17 protein-coding genes are annotated in these 22,076 nt (G+C 46.1%); 8 read left to right on the top strand and 9 right to left on the bottom strand.

The genetic code is table 11. From position 1 onward, the window contains the following. The first annotated feature begins 41 nt into the window (after positions 1 to 41). The 6 genes from VR7878_RS00675 to VR7878_RS00650 all read left to right on the top strand — a co-directional run bounded on the left by VR7878_RS00675 (position 42) and on the right by VR7878_RS00650 (position 8,482). On the top strand, positions 42 to 704 hold the full coding sequence (locus VR7878_RS00675) for a DUF2057 family protein (RefSeq protein WP_077332470.1): 663 nt from the start codon (positions 42 to 44) through the stop codon (positions 702 to 704). A gap of 369 nt (positions 705 to 1,073) precedes the next feature. Continuing rightward, positions 1,074 to 2,351: a coiled-coil domain-containing protein gene (locus VR7878_RS00670; protein WP_077332468.1), complete on the top strand. Its 1,278-nt coding sequence runs from the start codon at positions 1,074 to 1,076 to the stop codon at positions 2,349 to 2,351. 274 nt (positions 2,352 to 2,625) lie between these two features. Next, positions 2,626 to 3,582, top strand: coding sequence for a transposase (locus VR7878_RS00665; protein ID WP_077332466.1), 957 nt, complete (start codon positions 2,626 to 2,628; stop codon positions 3,580 to 3,582). Positions 3,583 to 3,949: 367 nt separating this feature from the next. Then, positions 3,950 to 5,131: an efflux RND transporter periplasmic adaptor subunit gene (locus VR7878_RS00660; protein ID WP_077332464.1), complete on the top strand. Its 1,182-nt coding sequence runs from the start codon at positions 3,950 to 3,952 to the stop codon at positions 5,129 to 5,131. 3 nt (positions 5,132 to 5,134) lie between these two features. Beyond that, a complete protein-coding gene (locus VR7878_RS00655; RefSeq protein WP_077332462.1) occupies positions 5,135 to 7,075 on the top strand; it encodes a MacB family efflux pump subunit in 1,941 nt (646 codons plus the stop codon). Between the two features lie 18 nt (positions 7,076 to 7,093). Beyond that, entirely contained in the window at positions 7,094 to 8,482 is a 1,389-nt protein-coding gene (locus tag VR7878_RS00650) for an efflux transporter outer membrane subunit (RefSeq protein ID WP_205409400.1), read from the top strand. Between the two features lie 78 nt (positions 8,483 to 8,560). Here the strand turns inward: VR7878_RS00650 and VR7878_RS00645 are convergent, their stop codons facing one another. From VR7878_RS00645 to VR7878_RS00620, 6 genes are all read right to left on the bottom strand, one after another. After that, entirely contained in the window at positions 8,561 to 8,929 is a 369-nt protein-coding gene (locus VR7878_RS00645; RefSeq protein ID WP_139343962.1) for an SH3 domain-containing protein, read from the bottom strand. Between the two features lie 589 nt (positions 8,930 to 9,518). After that, positions 9,519 to 9,992, bottom strand: a complete 474-nt coding sequence (nrdG, locus tag VR7878_RS00640) for an anaerobic ribonucleoside-triphosphate reductase-activating protein (protein WP_077332456.1) — start codon at positions 9,990 to 9,992, stop codon at positions 9,519 to 9,521. A gap of 5 nt (positions 9,993 to 9,997) precedes the next feature. Next, positions 9,998 to 12,118, bottom strand: coding sequence for an anaerobic ribonucleoside-triphosphate reductase (nrdD, locus tag VR7878_RS00635; RefSeq protein ID WP_077332454.1), 2,121 nt, complete (start codon positions 12,116 to 12,118; stop codon positions 9,998 to 10,000). 237 nt (positions 12,119 to 12,355) lie between these two features. Next, positions 12,356 to 15,505 (bottom strand): efflux RND transporter permease subunit, encoded by a 3,150-nt coding sequence (locus VR7878_RS00630; protein ID WP_077332452.1) that lies wholly within the window; start codon positions 15,503 to 15,505, stop codon positions 12,356 to 12,358. A gap of 12 nt (positions 15,506 to 15,517) precedes the next feature. After that, the gene (locus VR7878_RS00625) at positions 15,518 to 16,576 is read right to left on the bottom strand and encodes an efflux RND transporter periplasmic adaptor subunit (protein WP_077332450.1); all 1,059 of its coding nucleotides are present in this window, start codon (positions 16,574 to 16,576) and stop codon (positions 15,518 to 15,520) included. A gap of 32 nt (positions 16,577 to 16,608) precedes the next feature. Next, on the bottom strand, positions 16,609 to 16,962 hold the full coding sequence (locus VR7878_RS00620; RefSeq protein WP_077332448.1) for an ArsR/SmtB family transcription factor: 354 nt from the start codon (positions 16,960 to 16,962) through the stop codon (positions 16,609 to 16,611). A gap of 177 nt (positions 16,963 to 17,139) precedes the next feature. Between VR7878_RS00620 and VR7878_RS00615 the strand changes: the two genes are divergently transcribed. Both VR7878_RS00615 and VR7878_RS00610 read left to right on the top strand, forming a co-directional pair. Then, on the top strand, positions 17,140 to 17,328 hold the full coding sequence (locus VR7878_RS00615) for a YgaP family membrane protein (protein WP_077332446.1): 189 nt from the start codon (positions 17,140 to 17,142) through the stop codon (positions 17,326 to 17,328). A gap of 30 nt (positions 17,329 to 17,358) precedes the next feature. Beyond that, positions 17,359 to 19,056, top strand: a complete 1,698-nt coding sequence (locus VR7878_RS00610; protein WP_077332444.1) for an FAD-dependent oxidoreductase — start codon at positions 17,359 to 17,361, stop codon at positions 19,054 to 19,056. A 74-nt stretch (positions 19,057 to 19,130) separates the two neighbouring features. Here the strand turns inward: VR7878_RS00610 and VR7878_RS00605 are convergent, their stop codons facing one another. From VR7878_RS00605 to VR7878_RS00595, 3 genes are all read right to left on the bottom strand, one after another. Beyond that, positions 19,131 to 19,871, bottom strand: coding sequence for a GntR family transcriptional regulator (locus VR7878_RS00605; protein ID WP_077332442.1), 741 nt, complete (start codon positions 19,869 to 19,871; stop codon positions 19,131 to 19,133). Positions 19,872 to 20,045: 174 nt separating this feature from the next. Then, entirely contained in the window at positions 20,046 to 21,011 is a 966-nt protein-coding gene (locus tag VR7878_RS00600) for a PfkB family carbohydrate kinase (protein ID WP_235862820.1), read from the bottom strand. Next, the gene (locus VR7878_RS00595) at positions 20,998 to 22,020 is read right to left on the bottom strand and encodes an ADP-ribosylglycohydrolase family protein (RefSeq protein ID WP_077332438.1); all 1,023 of its coding nucleotides are present in this window, start codon (positions 22,018 to 22,020) and stop codon (positions 20,998 to 21,000) included. Before VR7878_RS00595 ends, VR7878_RS00600 begins: the two co-directional genes overlap by 14 nt. Positions 22,021 to 22,076 lie beyond the last annotated feature (56 nt).

Here is a 22,076-nt window from a genome sequence, read left to right as displayed (position 1 = left end):
CTTTAGTCAAATTAAATATTTGATAAAAAAGGATAATTTAAGTGAATATATCCAAAGCCCTATCATTCACCAGCATGATTTTATTAAGTGGCTCGGCCATGGCATCGGTCACAATCGATCTCCCTGAATCTGTTAATATTCTGGTTGCTAATGGCGGTAAAGCAGATATATCAAGTGATGGTTTTTTCAGTTCACAAAGAAAACTACAACTGGAAGACGGACTACAACAAATTGTCTTTCGTTATGAGCCTTTTTTTCAGGAAGGTAAAGACAACATCGGTGTAGAAAGTGATGTAACGGTTGCTGTATTTAATGCGGCAGACGCAGAACTGACGCTCCAAGTTCCTCAATATAGAAATTCGCGCGAAGCTCGGGAACATATTAGTAGTATGCAATGGTCACTCACGAATCAAGACGGACAAAAAATCCCAGTCACGCAGGATAAACTACTCAAAGACGGTATTCAATTCGGACGCAACTATTATACGGAAATGTCGGTTTACAATCAGTCTGACAAAGTGGCATCCGTTCCTGAATATGCACCGCAGTCGGGTCTACCGGTCAAAACCATCCCAGCTCGGTCTATCAAATCTGATCAAACCAAAGCTTCAGCATCGACAGCAGAGACCATGTTGCATTACTGGTACGAACAAGCAGATAAGCAAACCCGGGCTCGCTTTAAACAATTTATCAATCAGCAGTAATTTGCTCATAACTTAAAGATTGTTCAGTTCGATAACGAACACATCTGATCTATCCCGTAAAATGTCACCATTTCTATATCAGAATGGTGACATTTGTTTTATTGAAATTTATAGATAACGAACACCCCCTTTTTAACCGACCCATTTGCTCATCATCGCGTTTAATATGCAGCACGCTTTATTTTCCCTCAACTCACAACTCACATGTGAAGTCTCTTCAAATCTCATCTTCCCTATTCTCCGATGATGATCACTAACTGGCATAAAAGATAACGTTATGGCAAGGTACTTATCATAAAAACAAGCCATGCTATAAAAACAAATCATAAAAATTGCTAAGTAGATAGATTGATCATAAGGATAAACAACATGAAACCGATAACATCCACAGTCGTTTTATGCCTACTGATTGGCATCGCGGGCTGTCAGAGTACACCGCATCAAACATCATCGGATAATCCAACCGACGAACAGTCCCAGTCTTACGCACTGTTTACTCACCTTCAAACTACCTATCAGCAATGGGATAAAACGCTCACGGATGTTGAACCTTTCAAAATCTACTCCGAATCTCATTACAAAAAGCTACAAGATGCATGGAACGATGCTCAAACGTTATATCAAGAGCTTCAAGCCGATCCATCAAGAACCACCAAAAGTGTATCGATTTTCTCCAGTCAAACCTATGCAGACAAATTCAACCAGTATATTGACACTATCGAGCAGCAGCTAAATCAGCTTAAAGCCTTCAAAGAAAAAGCGGATCATTTCCTTGCCGATGCAATTGCGGAAATGGATTACTTAACAAAGATCGACGCACAACATTATGATGCCAGAGAATATCAACGCGTGAACGGGATGTATCATGATCTGTTTGAATATGTTGCTGAAGATAAGCTAGAAAAGGCACAGACAAAACAAGTAGACTTTCTGAACATGTCTCGGAACCTTGAAGTCAAGGTCATGCGTCTCAAATATGTCCAGCCATTACAGAAAAAACTCACATTATTAAAACAAGAAGATTTCAACGAAGTGGCTCCTATCACCTTTGCTAAAGCCAGTCATCAAATTCAACTAGTTGAAGCAACCGCTCAGTCTAATCCCAGAGACATTGAAGCTATAGAAAAAGCAGCACACCTTGGTCAGTTTGAAATCGCTCATCTAGAGCAAGTTACACATAGGGTGAAACAATTACGCAGTATTGAAAACGGTCAATTTGAACCGACTGTTCTTGAGATTGAAAACAAATTACTGGCTATTTCACAAGCTATCGATAATTCAGACTACCGAGATCAAGTGCTAAGAGAGCAAACGAATCGTATTCTGGAAAGTGTCGCAGCGCTCCAACAGTTGGTGCAAACACAACAAGAAAGTTTGCAGGCCAAAAACACGGCACAACAACAAAATAACCAGAAGCTACAAACAGCGCTGACAGAAGCCTATCAGCAACAACAAGCACTACAGGAACAGTTGCTTCAGGAACAAACACATGTGGAAAATCTAGAAACGCTGGTTGCTCTGTTAAAGTCACAGCAATCCTCATCCACAACACCCCCTCTGCCAGAAGAGCAAAACAAATTGAGAGAAGCGGATAAAACGCCGCCAACTCTACAGCAAACAGACCCGAAAAATTCAGAGGTGCAGTGACCCCAACCTAAGCGCAACTCATTCATATTAAATGATTTTTAAGTACAGGGATGACAGGTTTGTCATCCTTGGTCTTTCTAAGGACAGACACTTTAGCCTTTCTCGCTCCCTTCTAGGGACAGGCATAATTAGACCCAGTAAGTATGTCATACTTTACTGACATCAAATTACATCGAAAAAACGGATATGACTCGTATCATGAGAATCGTCGTCTTTCTCATTTATTTTCAATTCGCCATACTTTCCGCATAATTTATCAATACGGTTTCTTCCTATGACCATCGCCAGAGCACAGTTGGTTTCTCCTGATATCACAGCCTACTACCACTGCGTCTCTCGCTGTGTCCGACGTGCCTTTTTATGTGGTGAAGACCAACTGACTGGAAAGTCCTACGAACACCGACGTTACTGGGTTGAGCAACGCATTCTGGCTTTAGCCCAAGTATTCTGTATCGATATCTGCGCCTATGCAGTGATGAGCAATCATTACCATCTGGTTGTTCATATTAACCGAGAAAAAGCAGCACAATTATCGGACAAAGAAGTTATCGAGCGTTGGGGAAAGGAGCATCAATTACCACAGCTGATTCTGAAATATCTAAAAAATCAGACCTCCGCTTCTGAAATTCAGACTTGTCGAAAAATAATTCACCTTTGGCGGGAGCGACTCTACTCTCTGAGCTGGTTGATGAAAGAGCTCAATTTCAGTATTGCTAAACAAGCCAATCAGGAAGATCAATGTCGTGGGCATTTCTGGGAAGGCAGATTTAAATCTCAGGCTTTACTGGATGAAAAAGCGCTGCTGGCAGCAATGGCCTATACCGATCTAAATCCGGTTCGAGCTGGTATCGCTAAAACACCAGAAACTTCAGCATATACATCGATCAAGAGACGACTTGATACACTGAATACGGCTCAAGCCCCACAACTTAAGCTATTCCCATTCGTTGGTGAATCTTCCCAGAAAAAATCTGATGGTATCCCATTTCATCTAATTGATTACATTGAGTGGGTAGATTGGATTGGGCGGCAGGTTCGGGAGGGAAAGCCGGGTTATATCGACAACAAACAACCTTCCATTCTCATCCGATTATCTGCCAATCACATGGATAGTTTTTACTTATGTACCCAGCTAGAACGAAAACGATGTTTATGGATAGGCTCATCGAAACGACTTCAAATAGTGAAAGATCAATTGAACAGGCAGCGTTTACATGGACTATCTGTCTAAATAGCACTTCATATATCCTTTCAAATTGCATCTGACATTTCTGAAAACTGCACCATATCAGGTTCTACACACCATTTAAGATTTGCCCCAACCATCTTGACCCTATTCCGTTTAAGAAAATAGCTCAACAACTCACCGAGTAAAAAATCCAGCTGCGTTTCGTTATGATGACTAGAATGTGACTTGTGTGTCCCCATAATTAACCAAAGACTTGGAACGACTGTCCTCATTAATGTTGTGTGTCCTCGTAATTAATTATGCCTGCTTGTGCTTGTGAGTTACCATCGCTTATGGCAGATTAACCCTTCATATATATCTGAAATACACGTTGTTTATCCACTTTATTGATCATGGTCTCCCGTCCTTTATGAAAAAGCTTTCAAAACAATGGTTGTTATTCGCTATTCTTTTATTCTTGGTTCTCTCTGTTGGTATCACGTACTGGTGGCTACAGCCGGAACCACAGCCGGTTTATGCGACACAAACAGTAAAAAGAGGTCACATTGAAAACAATGTTCTTGCGAATGGGATATTACAAGCTTCCAAATTAGTCAGTGTTGGTGCGCAAGTCTCCGGTCAGATTGTGAATTTGCCAGTCAAGCTCGGAGAACAGGTCAAAAAGGGGCAGCTCATTGCGCAAATCGATAGTTTGACACAACAAAATAGTCTCAAAGAGTCTCTCGCTTCTCTCGCAAGTTTGAAAGCACAGTATCGTGCCAAACAAGCACAAATTCGTCAGGCACGACTGGCGTATGCTCGTCAAAAAGCAATGCTGGCAGACAATGCCAGCTCCAAAGCCGATTATGAATTAGCCGAGTCGAATCTTGCTGTTTATCAGGCAGAACTAGATCAACTGAGCGCCGGAATTGAGCAGGCAGAAATTAATGTTGATTCAGCCAAAGTCGATCTGGGTTATACCAAGATTTCAGCACCAATGGACGGCACGGTTGTTTATACCGCAGTAGAAGTCGGACAAACCGTGAATGCCAACCAAACAACCCCTACCATCGTTGAACTGGCAAATCTAAACCAGATGACAGTAAAAGCAGAAATATCCGAAGCCGACGTTATACATGTTCATTCGGGGCAACCGGTCTACTTTACCATTCTGGGCCAGCCAAACCATCGCTATCACGCGACATTACGTGCCATTGAGCCCGGCCCGACAGTGATGGACGGTGATGATAGTGATATGACATCAAATGATTCAGAAGCAATTTATTATAATGGTTTGTTTGATATCGATAATCCGGATGGTGTGCTACGCATCGGTATGACAGCACAAGTGACAATTGTCCTCAATCAATCTGACGATGCGTTGATTATTCCCGCTCAAATCTTACGCCCCAGAGATAATGATCCAAATGGTTATCAAGTCCCGGTACTGGTGAAAGGTCAAGTCGAATTTCGTGATGTCACGATAGGTATTAACAATAAAGTCCGGGCAGAAGTTCTCAGCGGTTTGAACGAAGGCGATAAAGTAATTCTCAGTTTACCCAGTGGTGATTCCTATACGCCTCGCCGCTTTCGCCGGTCGATGGGGATGTAATACATGAAGGATGCATTACTCCATTTGTCCGGTGTGTCCCGAACTTTCCCTGCCGGTGAACAGACGTTGACTGTTTTGAAAGACATCGATCTCACGATTGAACGTGGTGAAATGGTCGCAATTGTTGGTGCTTCCGGTTCGGGGAAATCAACCCTGATGAATATTCTCGGTTGTCTCGATAAACCGTCACAAGGCAATTATCTGATCAACGGACAAGATACCTCGACAATGCGAGGGGACGAATTGGCCCACCTCCGCCGGGAGTATTTTGGATTTATTTTCCAACGCTATCATTTATTGGGTGATTTAACCGCAGTTGATAATGTTGAGGTTCCTTCCGTTTACGCAGGAAAAACACGCAAGACTCGTCGGGAAAGAGCGCGTCAACTATTGGCTCGCCTTGGATTGGGTGACCGTTTCGATCACAAACCCAGTCAACTCAGCGGAGGACAGCAGCAACGGGTCAGTGTTGCCCGGGCGCTGATCAACGGCGGTGATGTCATCTTAGCAGACGAACCCACCGGGGCTTTGGATAGCCACAGTGGTGAAGAGATGCTCAAGCTGTTACAAGAGCTGCATCAGGATGGCCACACGATCATCATCGTGACACATGATATGCACGTCGCCCAATTTGCGGATCGCATTATTGAAATTAAAGATGGTGAAATCATTCGTGATCAACAGCATCACAAGCAACGGCACAATACACACCGAGAAAGTCCGGCATCGCAGACGCGACGTTGGTTCAACTGGGATCGCTACATCGAAGCTTTCAAAATGGCGCTGCTGGCGATGTCGAGCCATCGTCTCCGTACCTTTTTAACCATGCTGGGGATCATTATCGGCATTGCATCGGTGGTCTCTGTTGTTGCCTTAGGTACCGGGTCACGACAGGCTATTCTGAAAAACATCAGTTCAATGGGAACCAATACCATTGATATACGACCGGGAAGCGGATTTGGTGATCGGCGGGCAGATCGAATCCGGACACTGAGTGCCGGTGATGGTGATGCACTGAAAATGCTGCCTTTTGTCGATAGTGTGACGCCATCGATCAGCAGTAGTGTCACCATTCGTTATACCAATAAAGCCGTAACAGCAAATATTGAAGGGGTCGGGCCGGAATATTTTCGTGTCAGAGGTTATGAGATTGCAACAGGACAATACTGGGATAGCCACAGTGTTCAGTCATTAGCGCAGGAAGCCGTAATTGATCACAATACCAAACAGGAACTGTTTCCGCAGAGCAATCCAATCGGCCAAGTCATTTTTCTCAACTCATTACCCGTCCGAATTATCGGTGTCACACAGCCGAGAGAAAGTGCATTCGGCAATAATGATTCACTGAAAGTCTGGGTTCCCTATACCACCGTCTCCGGTCGAATGCTCGGTCGCCCCCATTTGGACAGGCTTACGGTCAGGATCAACGATTCAGCACCCAGTCAGGCTGCTGAACAGGCGATTATCGCACTGCTGAAAATGCGGCACGGCACGCAAGACTTCTTTACGATTAACACAGATACCATCCGCCAGAGTATTGAAAGAACAACTGCCACCATGACCCTGCTTATTTCAGCAATTGCCGTTATCTCACTCATTGTCGGCGGTATCGGTGTGATGAATATTATGCTGGTCTCCGTCACAGAAAGAACCCGGGAAATCGGCGTACGTATGGCGGTTGGCGCGAGACATAGTGATATTTTACGCCAGTTTCTGATTGAAGCCGTGCTGGTTTGCCTCTGTGGTGGCGTATTAGGAATTTTACTCGCCTTTCTGATTGGGGTTATATTTTCCTATAGTGGTAGCAACTTTCAGATGATTTATTCCACAACATCCATTATCACCGCATTTCTCTGCTCGACACTCATCGGTGTCTTGTTCGGCTTTTTACCTGCGCGGAATGCAGCACGTCTGGACCCCATCGAGGCGCTGGCAAGGGATTAATAACCAATGAATTCAATCATGTTCAAACCAGTGTTTAACATTGTCATATCAACTCTGCTGATATCGGGTTGTACTACGCTAACCCACACCAAGTTCACACCGCCACAGGTAGACATCCCGGCCACATGGCAGACACAACAGGTGAACGAACAGGTCAGCCTTAACCCATGGTGGGAACGATTTAACGATCCACAGCTCAACCAACTCATTCAACGGATGCTACGCATCAATAATGATCTGGCATTGGCAACTCTCACGCTGCAAAAAGCACGTCTGGAAGCCGGTTTGAGTGAAACCGATCAATATCCTGAATTATCATCCACACTGGCAACGTCACATTCAAAACGGTTGGATTCAGGCAGCAATAGTAAAAGTTACTCCGCCAACCTCTCTGTCAGTTATGAATTGGATCTGTGGGGACGTGTCGCTTCATCCGTCAACGCAGCCCAATGGACAGCAATTGCCAGCGCCGCAGACCGGGAAAGCACCGCTCAAAGCCTCGCCTCAACAACGGCTTCACTCTATTGGCAAATTGGTTATCTGAAAGAGCGGGTGGCACTCAGTAATAAGAGTATCACCTATGCCAAACAGGTTCTGGCACTGACTCAACGCCAATATCACAGTGGTGCGGTTTCTGAATTGGATGTTCTGGAAGCCAAACGCAGTTTAGCCGGACAACAAGCCGCGCACAGTGACCTACTGCAATCTTTGGCTGAAGCTGAGAATGCGATGGCGATGCTCTTCAATCAGCCGCCAAAACAGCCTGATTTACAGATTCAGTCACTTCCCCAAGCCCCTATTCCTGAAATAGCTGCCGGTATCCCGGCGGATTTGTTGGTCAGGCGACCAGATGTTAAAGCGGCACTCTATGAACTGAAATCAGCACTGGCAACCAGCGATGCCACTGTGGCCGGATATTTACCGACACTGACTCTCACCGGCTCTGTCGGGGACTCTTCTGCCCAATTGCGCGATCTGCTGACCGATCCACTCGGCACACTGGGTGCTGAAATAATCCTGCCTTTTTTGCAATGGAATAAGATGTCACTCAACCAAAAAATCGCCGAAACCAATTATCAAACGGCACTGGTGAACTACCGTCAGACCCTCTATACGGCAATGAAAGATGTTGATAATGCACTCTCGGCAAAACAACACTATCAATATCAGGGGCTCAGACTCAAAGAACAGTATGATGCAGCTACCGCTGCAGAACAGATTTATGCCAGTCAATATCATCATGGCGCTGTGAGTATCCGAGACTGGCTGGATGCACAAGAAACCCAGCGTAGCGCACAGGAATCACTACTGGAGAATCGCTACAACCAGTATCAAATTCAGGCCACGGTATATCAGGCGCTGGGGGGAAGTGATATCGCGCCACCATTGGCGGCAGAAAATCCTTAATTCACCAGTACAAGCGAAGATCACAGAACGGCCGGTATAATCCGGCCATTTTGGTCATTGACGACTCAAATCCCGAACTCAAAAATCAGATGGCTGATATTTCAGATAACGCCCACTCACCCAAGCTACTTCATTGCGGAACTGAATCATCGCCCAACCTCGTGAAAACCGATAGACATAGATGTTCTCACCATACGCCAACTGGCCGACCGGCCGTCCATCCAGCAAATTATCACCACGCACATTTAATTGCTTTGCTGTCACCACATAGTGACCGGCTCCCCGGTAAAGTTTTTTCCGGCTCGCTTTCTGAGCGGGTGCCTGAGACTGAAGCTGGTGATAAGCGCTTTTCTGAACATGATGACATGCCTGTCCTTTCAGACAGCTATTGGCTTGAGCGGAGAATGTGAAAGACAACCCCAGACAGAGCAGCATTATTATTTTCATACGTTTTTTCATCATTTTTTCATACTTTTTATATACAACCTTGCGGTATTGTCCAATAGGAACATATCGCATTGACGTATATTCTATACACAACTGATTTCAAGATACAGTTGTCGTATAACAATTGCATCATCTAGTTCAGTAGATGAATGGTTAAATATGCAGTCACCATTCCTTTTATGATTGGAACATGCTAGCTCGAACAGTGTGGCTAACTTGGGTTCCTAACTCATTTTTCTAACCCATCAGCGTTCTATCTCAATAGTCATAAATATTTATTTCATTGAGGTGAGATAGTTACCTTCTATCAATCATTCAGATTTTATATCAGAGAATTAATCCATTTATATTATTAATTCAGTTATAGAAATAGAAAAAACAATTTCATTGACGTTCATACTCACAAAAACATTATATTAATGAAATTGATAATATAAGCTCTAAAGACTTATACCAATGTCTAAATAAAAATTGAGTGTGGATAAACACTCATACAATATATTTCAGTGGTCAATATTGACCACTGTTTTAAGCATTTACTAAATTTATCTGTTCAAGTAGGTTCTGGATACTTTTCCGAACAAGACAGTTAATCTTTTAAATCAAAGCGATGAATGATCTGGTTGGCACTCCCGCGCCATAGTAATGCCGGGTCATATTGCTCCTGCTCAAACTTACCATCAATCAGCACATCGACCATCTTAACGACGGCACACTGTTCCTCTGACAGCTCTTCAAGCGTATAACCCGTCCACATCCAGATATCCTTACCGGGACACTCATCTTTAACCCTTGTCACGAGTTGGTAAATAGCAGTTAAATTGGCGGGGTGAAGCGGGTCTCCCCCCGACAGCGACAGGCCACGCCGATAAATCCGGGTATCCTGTAAATCAGCAATAATCTGATCCTCCAGCGCTTGTGTAAATGGATGACCAGAATCGGGAGACCATGTGCATTGGTTATAACAGCCCCGGCATTGATGCTCGCACCCTGAAACAAACAGGGTGCAGCGTGTTCCTTCGCCGTTGACTACATCAACCTGATGATATTGATGATAATTCATAGCAATTACAGGTGCTTCACTCGTCGTTTGACTTCTTCTTGCTTACCGAAATTAAACGGACGCGCATCAGGGCTGCCTAAATAACCGCATACCCGACGAATCACAGAGACTTTAGCCGGATCATGGTTACCACATTTCGGGCAGACAAACCCTTTACTGGTACAGGAAAATTCTCCGGTATAACCGCACTCATAGCATTCATCAATCGGGGTATTGGTACCGTAGTAAGGCACCCGGCTGTAGCTGTAATCCCAAACGTTCTCCAGCGCTTCTACATTACGCTGCATATTCGGAAACTCGCCGTAACAGATAAAACCACCGCTCGAAATCGCCGGATACGGCATCTCAAAGTCAATCTTGTCGTATGGATTCACTTTTTTCTCAACGTCGAGGTGGAAACTGTTCGTGTAGTAGCCTTTATCCGTCACACCGTCGATGACACCAAACTCTTTGGCATCAATCCGGCAGAAACGATTACACAAGTTCTCACTCGGTGTACCGTACAAACTGAAACCATAGCCGGTCTCTTCTGCCCAGCGGTTGGTAGCTGCTTTGAGATAGCCGATAATTTTAACTGCTTCATCCCGGAGTCTTTGATGATCATAAACATGCTGTTGATCACCAAAAAGTGCATTGATTGTTTCATGTACCCCAATATAGCCCAGTGAAATCGATGCCCGACCGTTTTTAAAGATATAGGCAATCGACTCATCCGCTTTGAGCCTGACACCACAAGCCCCTTCCATATACAGAATCGGTGCAACCCGCGCGCGAACTTTCTCTAAACGACTAATGCGGGTCTCCAGTGCCCGACGCGCCAGTAACAAACGTTCATCGAGCAGTTGGTAGAAACGGGTTAAATCCCCCTTGGCCTGCAATGCAATTCGCGGCAGGTTCAGACTCACAACTCCGAGATTATTCCGGCCATCATGGATTAATTCGCCATCTTCTTCATAGGTGCTGAGGAAGCTTCGGCAACCCATCGGGGTTTTAAAGGAACCAGTCACTTCAACCACACGGTCATAGTTAAGAATATCCGGATACATCCGCTTAGTCGCACAATCGAGCGCCAGTTGTTTGATATCATAATTCGGGTCACCGGCTTGATGATTTAAGCCATCTTTAATCGCAAACACGAGTTTCGGGAACACCGCCGTTTTATGATTTTTGCCTAACCCGGCGATCCGGTTTTTCAAGATAGAAATTTGGATCAACCGCGATGCCCAACTGGTGCCCAGACCAAAACCGAACGTTACAAAAGGTGTCTGTCCATTGGCGGTGTGTAGAGTGTTGACTTCATATTCCAGCGACTGAAATGCGTCGTAGCACTCTTTTTCAGTCCGCGCCATCGCAAATCCTTCGGGATCGTGAATGTCCCACTCGTGGGCAGTATCAAGATGTTTTTGGTAACTGGCCTGAACGTACGGTGCTAATATTTCATCAATGCGATTGATGGTTGTGCCACCGTAAATATGACTGGCAACCTGAGCAATAATCTGAGCGGTTACAGCGGTTGCTGTCGAGATCGATTTTGGTGTATCGATTTCTGCATTGCCCATTTTAAAGCCGTGCGTCAACATCCCTTTCAAATCAATTAACATACAGTTGAACATCGGGAAGAAAGGCGCGTAGTCCAGGTCATGATAGTGAATATCACCGGTTTCGTGTGCCTGCACGATATCACGGGGCAGAATGCGAGTCTTGGCGTAGTGTTTTGCAACAATCCCAGCCAGCAAATCACGCTGAGTCGGAATCACTTTGCCATCTTTATTGGCATTTTCATTCAGTAAGTCAGCATTGCTTTCATTGATCAATCCCTCAATTTCCCGCGTCAGTGCACTCTGTTTCTCGCGAGCGATATCACGATCATGGCGATATTCGATATAAGAACGAGCCAGTGCTTTGTAAGGCCCCTGCATTAACTCGTTCTCGACCAACGTTTGAATTTCTGCAATATGAACTTCTTTGTAATCCTTGAGTTTTAACTCAACCGCCAGCGCAACATTTAAGGCATAGATGGCCAGTTCTTGATCAGCATGTTCGGCTGCAGCCTCAACCGCAGCCTGAATTCTGTCTCGATGAAACGCGGCCCTTGAGCCATCACGTTTGATTACAATCGGTTTCACTTTATCTCCTTACCCCTCATCGCCTGCTTTGAGCAAAACACATGATATAGGGCTTAACATTGTCATATCAACACTACATATTGTAGTGCATTTAACGAAAAGCCCTCTGCACATGTATTGATCAGGATCAACAAAGCACAGTGAATGGATAAGATAAACACGATTATTATCAGCAGATCTCATTTATTGAAGTACATCGCTGAAAATGGAATTTTTTTCGCTACCAAGGTAGATTTTTCATTCAAGACGATTCTTCATCACGGCAAAATACAGCACCGGAATCACAACCAGTGTCAGTAATGTGGACACAAAAACCCCGAAAATCAAACTGATCGCCAACCCGTTAAAGATCGGATCATCGAGAATAAACAGTGAGCCAATCATTGCTGCTAACGCAGTCAACAAAATCGGTTTTGCCCGCACTCTGACAGAATTGATCACGGCTTCAGAAAAAACCATTCCCTGCGCGTGCTCCTGACGGATAAAGTCCACCAGCAAAATCGAGTTCCGCACAATGATTCCGGCTAACGCAATCATGCCGATCATTGAGGTTGCCGTAAATTGTGCCTGCAGAAGTGCATGTCCCGGCATCACACCAATCATCGTCAATGGAATCGGAGACATGATAATCAGCGGTGTCAGGTAAGATTTAAAATGCGCCACAACCAACAGATAGATCAAGATCATACCGACAGCATAGGCAATCCCCATATCACGAAAAGTTTCGTAGGTAATTTTCCACTCACCATCCCACAACACCGCAACCTGACTGAGCCCCGAGGGTTGATGGATGTAGTTTTGCTCAACCGGAAATGGCAGCGTTTTCATCCGACTGGCGATCTCAAACATGCCATAGAGTGGGCTGTCCGTGCGACCGGACATATCACCGACCACCATTACCATCGGGATTAGATTCTTATGCATGATATAATCATCTGCGGTGACCTGATGCACCCGAACCAAATCAGACAATGGATACGCGATCCCGTTCTGACTGGTGACTCGCATTTCAAGCAGTTGTGACAGATTTGCCTTATCCCCTTCGCTCGCCTGAAGCTGAATCGGAACCGGATACTTACTATAATCTGTGTGCAAATAGCTGACAGGCTGACCACCAATTGCGGTCGCCAGCGTCTGAACAATCGAGGCATAAGGTACTTGAACGAGAGCCGCTTTATGACGATCGATCATCACCTGCCACTGTTGATGCGGCTCAGGCAGATAAATATCCACATCGACAATATCGGCACTGGTTTGGAATAAGTGACGAATCTGACGCGCAGCTTTTGAACGCACCGCTTCAGTCGGCCCGTAGACTTCCGCTAAAATCGGAGACCAAACCGGCGGGCCCGGTGGTACTTCAACCACTTTCACTTTGCCGCCAAATGCACGGGCAACCGCCACCAGCTTTGGCCGGAGTTCACCGGCAATCTGATGGCTGTCTTTATCCCGCGCACCCTTGGGCAACAAATTCACCTGAATATCCCCCTGATAAGAGCCAGAGCGGGTAAAATAATGCCGGACCAGACCATTAAAGTTCATCGGTGCCGCAGTCCCGGCATAAATTTGATAATCATGCACTTCAGGAGACTGATCAAGCACGGTCGCCATGTCGAATAGCACCCGTTGCGTGCGTTCCAACGATGTGTCATCCGGCATATCCAGTATCACCTGAAATTCAGATTTATTATCAAACGGCAACATTTTCAGAACCACGGCCTGATAAACAGGAAGCAATAGTGAACCGATAATCAGCATCACGATCCCGCCACCGAGTAACCAGCGATTCCGCCGTTGACGGGGTGATAACACAAAAGGTGCCATGATCCGCTGTACAATTGCCTGACTCGGTTCTTTTGGCTGGGAATGAGACTGATTGCGCAGTAATTTCACGGCTAACCAAGGGGTTAACACAAACGCGACAGCCAACGAGATAAACATCCCCATCGATGCATTGATCGGAATCGGGCTCATATACGGCCCCATTAACCCGGTGACAAACGCCATTGGTAATAGCGCTGCGATCACGGTAAACGTTGCCAGAATCGTCGGCCCCCCGACTTCATCGACGGCATCAGGTAACGAAAACCGCTGACCTTTTAATGCCATATGGCGATGAATGTTTTCCACCACCACAATGGCATCATCAACTAAAATACCGATGGAAAAGATCAACGCAAACAGAGAGACTCGGTTGATGGTAAACCCCCATGCCCATGAGGCAAACAGCGTCATCATCAGGGTAATCATCACCGCTATACCAACCACAATGGCTTCTCGCCATCCCATCGTGATCAGCACAAGGATGACCACCGCACCGGTGGCAAACATCAGTTTACCAATCAAAGTATGGCTCTTTTCCGCAGCCGTACTGCCGTAGTTACGCGTCACATCGACTTTCACTTCCGCGGGGATCAACTGGTTCTTCAGTACCTGCAATCGCGCTTCTACATCCCGAGCAACCGCCACCGCATTTTCCCCGGATTTTTTCGCAATGGCGATAGTCACGGCTGGGATCAACGTCGATTTATCACTGGTCCAAACATGCTGAGTCGGGGTATTGGCACCTAAGTTTACAGTGGCAATATCACTCAGATAGACCGGTGCCTGATGATACATTCCGACCAAAAGTTGTCTGACATCCGCCACGTGATGGAGAAATTGCCCGATGCGGACCGGAATTGCTTGATTCTGATCGGTAATGCTCAACAGCGGGGAATGGACGTTAGCAGACTGAAATACCTGATTCAGTTGATCAATAGTGATACCAAAACTATTCATCCGCACCGGATCGAGCCGGACATCAACAATCATGTCATGTCCCCCGACGGTATAAATATCCCGAGTTCCGTCAATGGTTTTCAGCGCTGTTTCGAGACCATGTGCCACTTCCGTCAGTTGTTGTTGCGTCATCTGACCGTCGGGATTACTGAGGGTCAGGCTGACAATTGGCACATCTTCAATGCCTCGCGGTTTGATCACCGGCTCACCGACACCAACACCACTCGGCATCCAGTCTTTATTCGAATACAGTTTATTATAGGTTCTCACCACTGCATCATTGCGCGACACACCCACTTTAAAAATCGCAACAATCAGGGCACCGTCCGGTTGTGAAAAAGAATAGATATTATCAATGCCCTGAATCTCGGAGATAATTTGCTCTGCCGGGTTGGTGACCAAATGTTCGACTTCCGCCGGAGAAGCACCGGGAAAAGGGATATAAATATCGGCAAAAGTCACATCAATTTGCGGCTCCTCCTCTTTCGGAGTGACCAGCACAGCAAACACGCCCATGAGTAACCCAACCAACGCTAACAACGGGGTTATAGCCGAGTGTTGAAACAGTGCGGCAATCCGCCCGGAAATGCCCAGTTTTTTTTCCATTATGCGCCCCTCTTACTGTGCATCGATAGGAAATGCATGGGTTACAATCTGATCCCCGATTTCCAGTCCGGATAAAATTTCAACCGAATCACCATAGTCCTGCCCGATCCGGACCGGATTCAGTCGCTGTGTTTTTTCCTCACCCTTCACACGAAACACGGCACTCAGCTCTCCTCTTCTGATCACCGCAGTTTTCGGTACCAGCACAACCTGTCTGTCCCCGGTATGGAATGACGCTTTCACCCACATCCCGGGCGCAAGTTCAGCGTCGCTCGTCTCCGGTAATCTTAAGCGAATCGTAAACGTATGAGATTGCGGATCGGCATAACGGAATAACGTATACTGACTTGGCTGTAATACCTGCCCATCCGGTAATTCAATTGAAAACTGTTGCGCCTGTGTCACCAAAGCACGATATCGCTGCGGCATTTGAAATTCGACCCGCAACGGTGACATCCCATAACCACTCAATAACGGCATTCCGGGCGTAACCGTTTCTCCCAACTCAACATGACGCTGAGTTACAATCCCGGCATAAGGCGCTTTAATACTGGTATAGCCTAATGCATCTTTCGCCTGCACCACCGCGGCCTTGGCGGCCTGAACAGCCGCAGACGTAGTTCGGGCACGCGCTTCTGCACTATCGAGCTGCCCTTGAGAAACCGCACCTCGTGAAATTAACTGTCGAAAGCGCTTTACCTGTGTCTGAGCTTCGTTATTCTGAGCAACGGCCTGATTCAGTTGCGCCATCGCAGCATCGTAAGACGCGGTTTGTTGGGTCGCACTGATATCAAGTAACACATCACCTTGCTGCACGACATCATTCACATCCACGTACATGCCCACAACTCGCCCGGAAGTCTGAGCTGCAACTGTCCCTTGATTGACAGGCTGCACAATCCCATCGAATGTGACTTGCTCCGGTATCGTTTGACGCGCGACTGTTAGTGTCTGTCCCGCTAACGATTTTCCTGCCTGTGCCTCCAAAACCGTCTGTCCTGCGAAGACTTGTCCACCTAAAAGCGTCTGTCCCGCTAAGATAAAGGCTAATTGTCGTATGTACTGCTTCATCAGATTCCCCTCCTTTGGCGAACCTCTTGTTGTTATTTCCGTTGATGGCGCTCTGACTCGGGTGCTTCACAAAACAGCATCTGCAAATTGACAATGATCTGTGCAGACCGGCTATCAGCCAGTGAATAAAACACCTGCTGTGAGGATTTACGACACGCGACTAAATGATGTTTACGCAGCACCGTCAAATGCTGAGAGAGTGCGGACTGACTCAGGGTCGAATTCCGTTGGAGTTGTCCGACCCCGACCTCTCCCTGTATCAGTTGGCATAAAACCATTAATCGCTCAGGGTGTGCCATCATTTTCAAAAAATCAGCCGCCTCCTGAGCATGGGCTTTGATGCGCTCAATCTCAGTGACTTGGTTAAGATCATGGTTGACTTGCATGAACACTCCACGAAAAAAAGATTTCTATGTTTATTATATTAGATAAATCTTATTTAGAAATACAAATATTAGACTATATTAAATTAGACTTCACTAATTTTTAGATCTATAGTCTCTTTTAGATTGATGGTCACTTATAGAGTGACCATCACAAGAAATCCCCACAAGGAGTATGTCATGACTATTGAAAATGGCGTTCGAATCATGGCCGGAAGCATGGTATTGCTATCCGTTATTTTGACTTATTTTGTCCATCCCTATTTTGTCTGGTTGACTGTTTTTGTCGGACTCAACCTCATTCAAAGTGCGTTGACCGGTATTTGTCCGGCGGCATTCATTCTCAAAAAATTCGGATTAAAAGCGTAGTATCAGTCGCAAACGTGAAAAGGCTTACTTATGACAAAAATTGTAATTATCGGTGGTGTTGCCGGCGGCGCTTCGGCAGCCGCCCGCGCTCGTCGTCTCAGTGAAACAGCACAAATCCTGATGTTCGAACGTGGTCCGTTCATCTCTTTTGCCAATTGTGGATTGCCCTATCATATTGGTGGTGAAATCAAAGAACGCAGTAAACTGCTGCTACAAACACCAGAAAGTTTCCTCGCACGCTTTAACGTAGATGTCCGCGTTATGAGTGAGGTGCTTCGTATCAACCGTGAAGAGAAAACCATCACGGTTCGTCATCTGCCAGACCAAAGTGAATACACGGAAAGCTATGATTTTCTCCTTCTAAGCCCGGGAGCAGGACCGGTTGTTCCGCCAATTCCAGGTTTAGATAACCCGTTAACGCATTCACTACGCAATATCCCGGATATGGATAACATCCTCCAAACCATTCACACCAACCAAGTTGACCACGCTACTGTTGTAGGCGGTGGCTTTATCGGTTTGGAAATGATGGAAGCTTTCCATCAGCTTGGAATTAAAACCACGCTGTTAGAGATGGCCGACCAAGTAATGACGCCCGTTGACCGAGAAATGGCAGGGTTTGTTCACGCAGAGATCAAAGCAAAAGGCATCGATTTACGCCTGTCTACCGCGCTGAAATCAGTAGAATTCAAACCAACAACATCATTGGCGAGCATGGATTCCGGTCAAACAGAGCACCAACACGTGAATGGCGAACTTGAGCTAATACTAAGTGATGGCGACACGCTCACAACTGATATCCTCATCATGGCGATCGGTGTTCGTCCTGAAACCAAACTGGCATCAGAAGCGGGTCTGCAAATCGGTGAACTTGGTGGTATTTATACCAATGAATATATGCAAACCAGCGATCCATCAATCTACGCAGTCGGTGATGCCATCGAAGATAAAGACTTCGTCACTGGCAAACAAACATTGGTTCCTTTAGCGGGGCCGGCCAACCGCCAAGGTCGAATGGCAGCAGATAACATGCTTGGTCGGAGTGAAACTTATCAGGGGACTCAAGGTACTGCGATTTGTAAGATCTTTGACTTAGCCGTGGCTTCAACCGGTAAGAACGAGAAACAGCTCAAACGTGAAGGCGTTGCGTACCAAAAAGTGTATGTCCACACAGCAAGTCACGCCAGCTACTACCCGGGCGCTGAAGTGGTATCGTTCAAAATGCTGTTCGATCCAAAATCAGGCCAGATTTTCGGTGCGCAAGCGGTCGGGAAAGACGGTGTCGATAAACGTATTGATGTGATGGCGGTGGCCCAGCGTGCCGGAATGACAGTTGAACAACTACAACACCTTGAGCTGACTTACGCGCCGCCATACGGAAGTGCGAAGGATGTGATTAACCAAGCAGCATTTGTGGCAAACAACCTGATCAAAGGCGATTCTACGGCAATTCACTTTGACGAAATTGATCACCTCACTGACGAGCAGTTGTTACTGGATGTCCGTAATCCCGGTGAATTACAAAACGGTTATCTGGAAGGTGCCATTAATATTCCGGTGGATCAGCTACGTCAACGCCTGAATGAATTACCGAAAGACAAAGAAATCATTATTTACTGTCAAGTTGGGTTACGCGGTAACGTTGCCTATCGGCAACTGGTCAACAATGGCTTCAGAGCACGTAATCTCATCGGTGGCTATCGTACTTACAAGTTCGCCACAGCGTAGTCAGCCCCGTCTATGTAATGCCAATAGCCAGCAATTATATTGCTGGCTATTACAATTTGTACAACTCACAACCTCTATTCGCTGACAAACACATACAAATCGCCACGACAATGGTTAATACTGTACTCAATCGGTCGGCCAGTGTTATCGAATGCCGTCTGCTCAATCAATAGTACGGGGGTATGTTCATCGATGTTGAGCTTCTCAAGTGATTCTTCGGTTGGCATTTTGGCTGACACCCGGCTTTGAGTTCGGGAAGGTGTAATATTCTGACTTTGAAAATAGTCGTAAAGTGACAACTGGATTTCATCGGGGTCATGAATCAACGCTGATGGGACGTAAGACTCTTCGATAGAGACGGCTTGTTCATCAATATAACGCACACGCTTTAGCAGAAACACTTGTTCACCTTGCTTAAGATTCAAGGTTTTTGCAATGTCGGCAGAGCAAGGCACTGTATCTTTTTTAATCCATAACGTGTCCGGTTTTTTCCCGGTTAACACAACTTGCTGAGAAAAACTGGTTGCTGTCTTCCCTGAGTATTCAACTGTTTCACTGATCATGGTTCCCAAACCTCGAGAACGTACAATCACCCCGTCTTTATCCAGTAAATCCAACGCTTTTCTTACCGTAATCCTTGATACCCCAAGTAATTCACCAAACTCTCGCTCAGTCGGGATAAAGTCGCCACCTTTCAGGATATGCTGTTGCATCGCATGTTTAACGGACTCTGCAATCTTGAGATAGAGCGGAGATTTATCCTGCTGCTCAATACGAGTTTGGATAAGGTCGATAAGAGACTGGTACGTTGTCATAAGGTTCTAATTTTTATCAGTAATGCAGCCAGTATAACGGATATTATCAATGGGTACATAGACGTGAGATGAAGAGCTAAATTTGAGGTGATCTAGCTCTCAGTTTTAGTTTATTGATTGATTACGTTTTGAGATTCTAAGCGTGAGCTTACTTCCCGAACCAGACACCACAAATCAATGCGGATCATATGCACGCAAATACTTTGTAATTTGCTCGACACTTGGCGCACAGTCTCCCCCTTCATGGCTGACCACATAAGATGCCACAGCATTGCCCAATAAGACGGCATCAGCAAGATCCCAGCCTGAACTTAAGCCAGCCAAAACACCGCCGGCATGAGAGTCACCGGCACCGATGGTGTCAACGACTTTAGCCGGAAACGGTGCGACTGTACCGCACAATTCACCGTTATTGAAGAACGCTCCGTCGCTGTCAATACGCAAAATCAGCGGACAACCGTAACGCGAAAACCATTGTTCGATAAACCGCCGACTATCTTGCATCCCCAACCGTTGCGCTTCTTGTCGGTTTAAAGAAACAATAGGTTTGAGCGCTAACAAACGCTCCAGAAGCACCGCATTAATGTCAGCGATTCTCGGTCCGAAGTCGATAAACAGCAGGTTGGTATCGGGTAAGGTTTCTAACCAAGAAATGATTTCTTCACCCGATGCAGACGCCAACTGATAGCCAGATAAATAAATGATTGCATCTTTATCGAGTGGCAGTTGATTGAGATTGTTCTTGCTCCAGTGGTTCTCAACACCACTGACAGAGAGAAATGTCCGTTCTCCATCCGGCTCAACGAGGGCAAGACACCATCCATTATCACCGCTATGATCTTCAAGACAACTGCTCAAACCTTTGTCTGCCATTGCCTGACGAATCAGCTCCGCCCATCGCCCATGACCGATCGGTAGCGCATTCACCGATTGGAGTCCGAGTCTTTGGATCGCGATCGCGATATTGAGCGCACACCCACCGACATGAATCCCTTTCTCCTGAATTTCGATATCTTCGCCACGCTTCGGTAAGTTTGGCGTTTCGGTCACAATGTCGATCACCGCAGCCCCGAGCAGGCATAGCTGACGTTGGTTGCTGAGGGTCGGCACCAATTGTATTAATGCGTTATGAGGCATCATCCTGCTCCTTTATTGCTCTCAGAGAAAGGAATTGACGGGCATATTGATCAAAATCGAGCTGATTTTTCTGATCCAGCTGCCGCTTTAATGACACATTGATTGCTTGCACACCGTTCAAAGCACCACAGATGGCGGTTGCCATCGCACCAATCGTATCGGTATCCCCACCAAGGTTGGCACATAAAATCGCACACCGATTCGGGTCGGTCTCGGCCATCTCAACCATTGCAATCGCTGCAGGGACAGACTCAATTGTACTGACACCGGCACCGACTAAGTTGTAGACTTTGTCCATGCGCGTTTCAATACCACCGGGTTCACACGCCACACTCAATGCCAGTTCGATACGAGATGCCATCGATGCACTGAACGTCGTGATCTGTTTTGTTTGTGCTGCCAATGCGATAGCCGGCAGTTGATCTTTGATTGCAGACCAACTGTGACCATCAATTGCTTTTGAAACAGCCCATGCAATCACAACAGCCCCTGCAATCGCGACATCAGATTTGTGTGTCGGACTGGAAGCAAGCGCCACTTGTTCGATAAAGTCATCTAAGTTTATCGCAGGTAACAGGCATCCCATTGGAGAGACACGCATGGCTGCACCATTGGTCACACCATTATTTTCAAGCGCGTCGATTGGTGTGCCTTCTTTAATTGCACGCATCGCGGCTTTAGAGCTGGGACCGAAGATATTCTTGTTAAATGCATCAAATCCCTCAGCCCAGGTTAAGACATTGCGGGCAATCACTTCTGGAACAATGTTGCCATCACACGCAATAATGGCATCAGCCAGCGCTAACGCCATTGATGTATCATCCGTAAACTGGCAGGCGGTAAAATAGCACGCTGCATTATTTTCTTGTGGACCATCCAAAAAGCGGTCGATCCAACCAAAATGAGCTTTTACTCGATGACGGGGCCATAACTCTGAAGGCATTCCCATTGAATCACCAAGTGCTTGACCATAAAAAGTGCCGAGGATTCTGTCTTGTTTTGTGATTGTCATTTTACTTACCAAAATTAGATTAAATTGCCTGCTCAGTAAGTAAGATTAAACATACT

The sequence above is a fragment of the Vibrio ruber DSM 16370 genome, assembly GCF_900163965.1.
In the GTDB taxonomy this organism is placed as follows: Bacteria; Pseudomonadota; Gammaproteobacteria; order Enterobacterales; family Vibrionaceae; genus Vibrio; species Vibrio ruber.
Note: the sequence above shows the minus strand (reverse complement) of the source record. Positions and strands in the feature narration are given on the sequence as shown.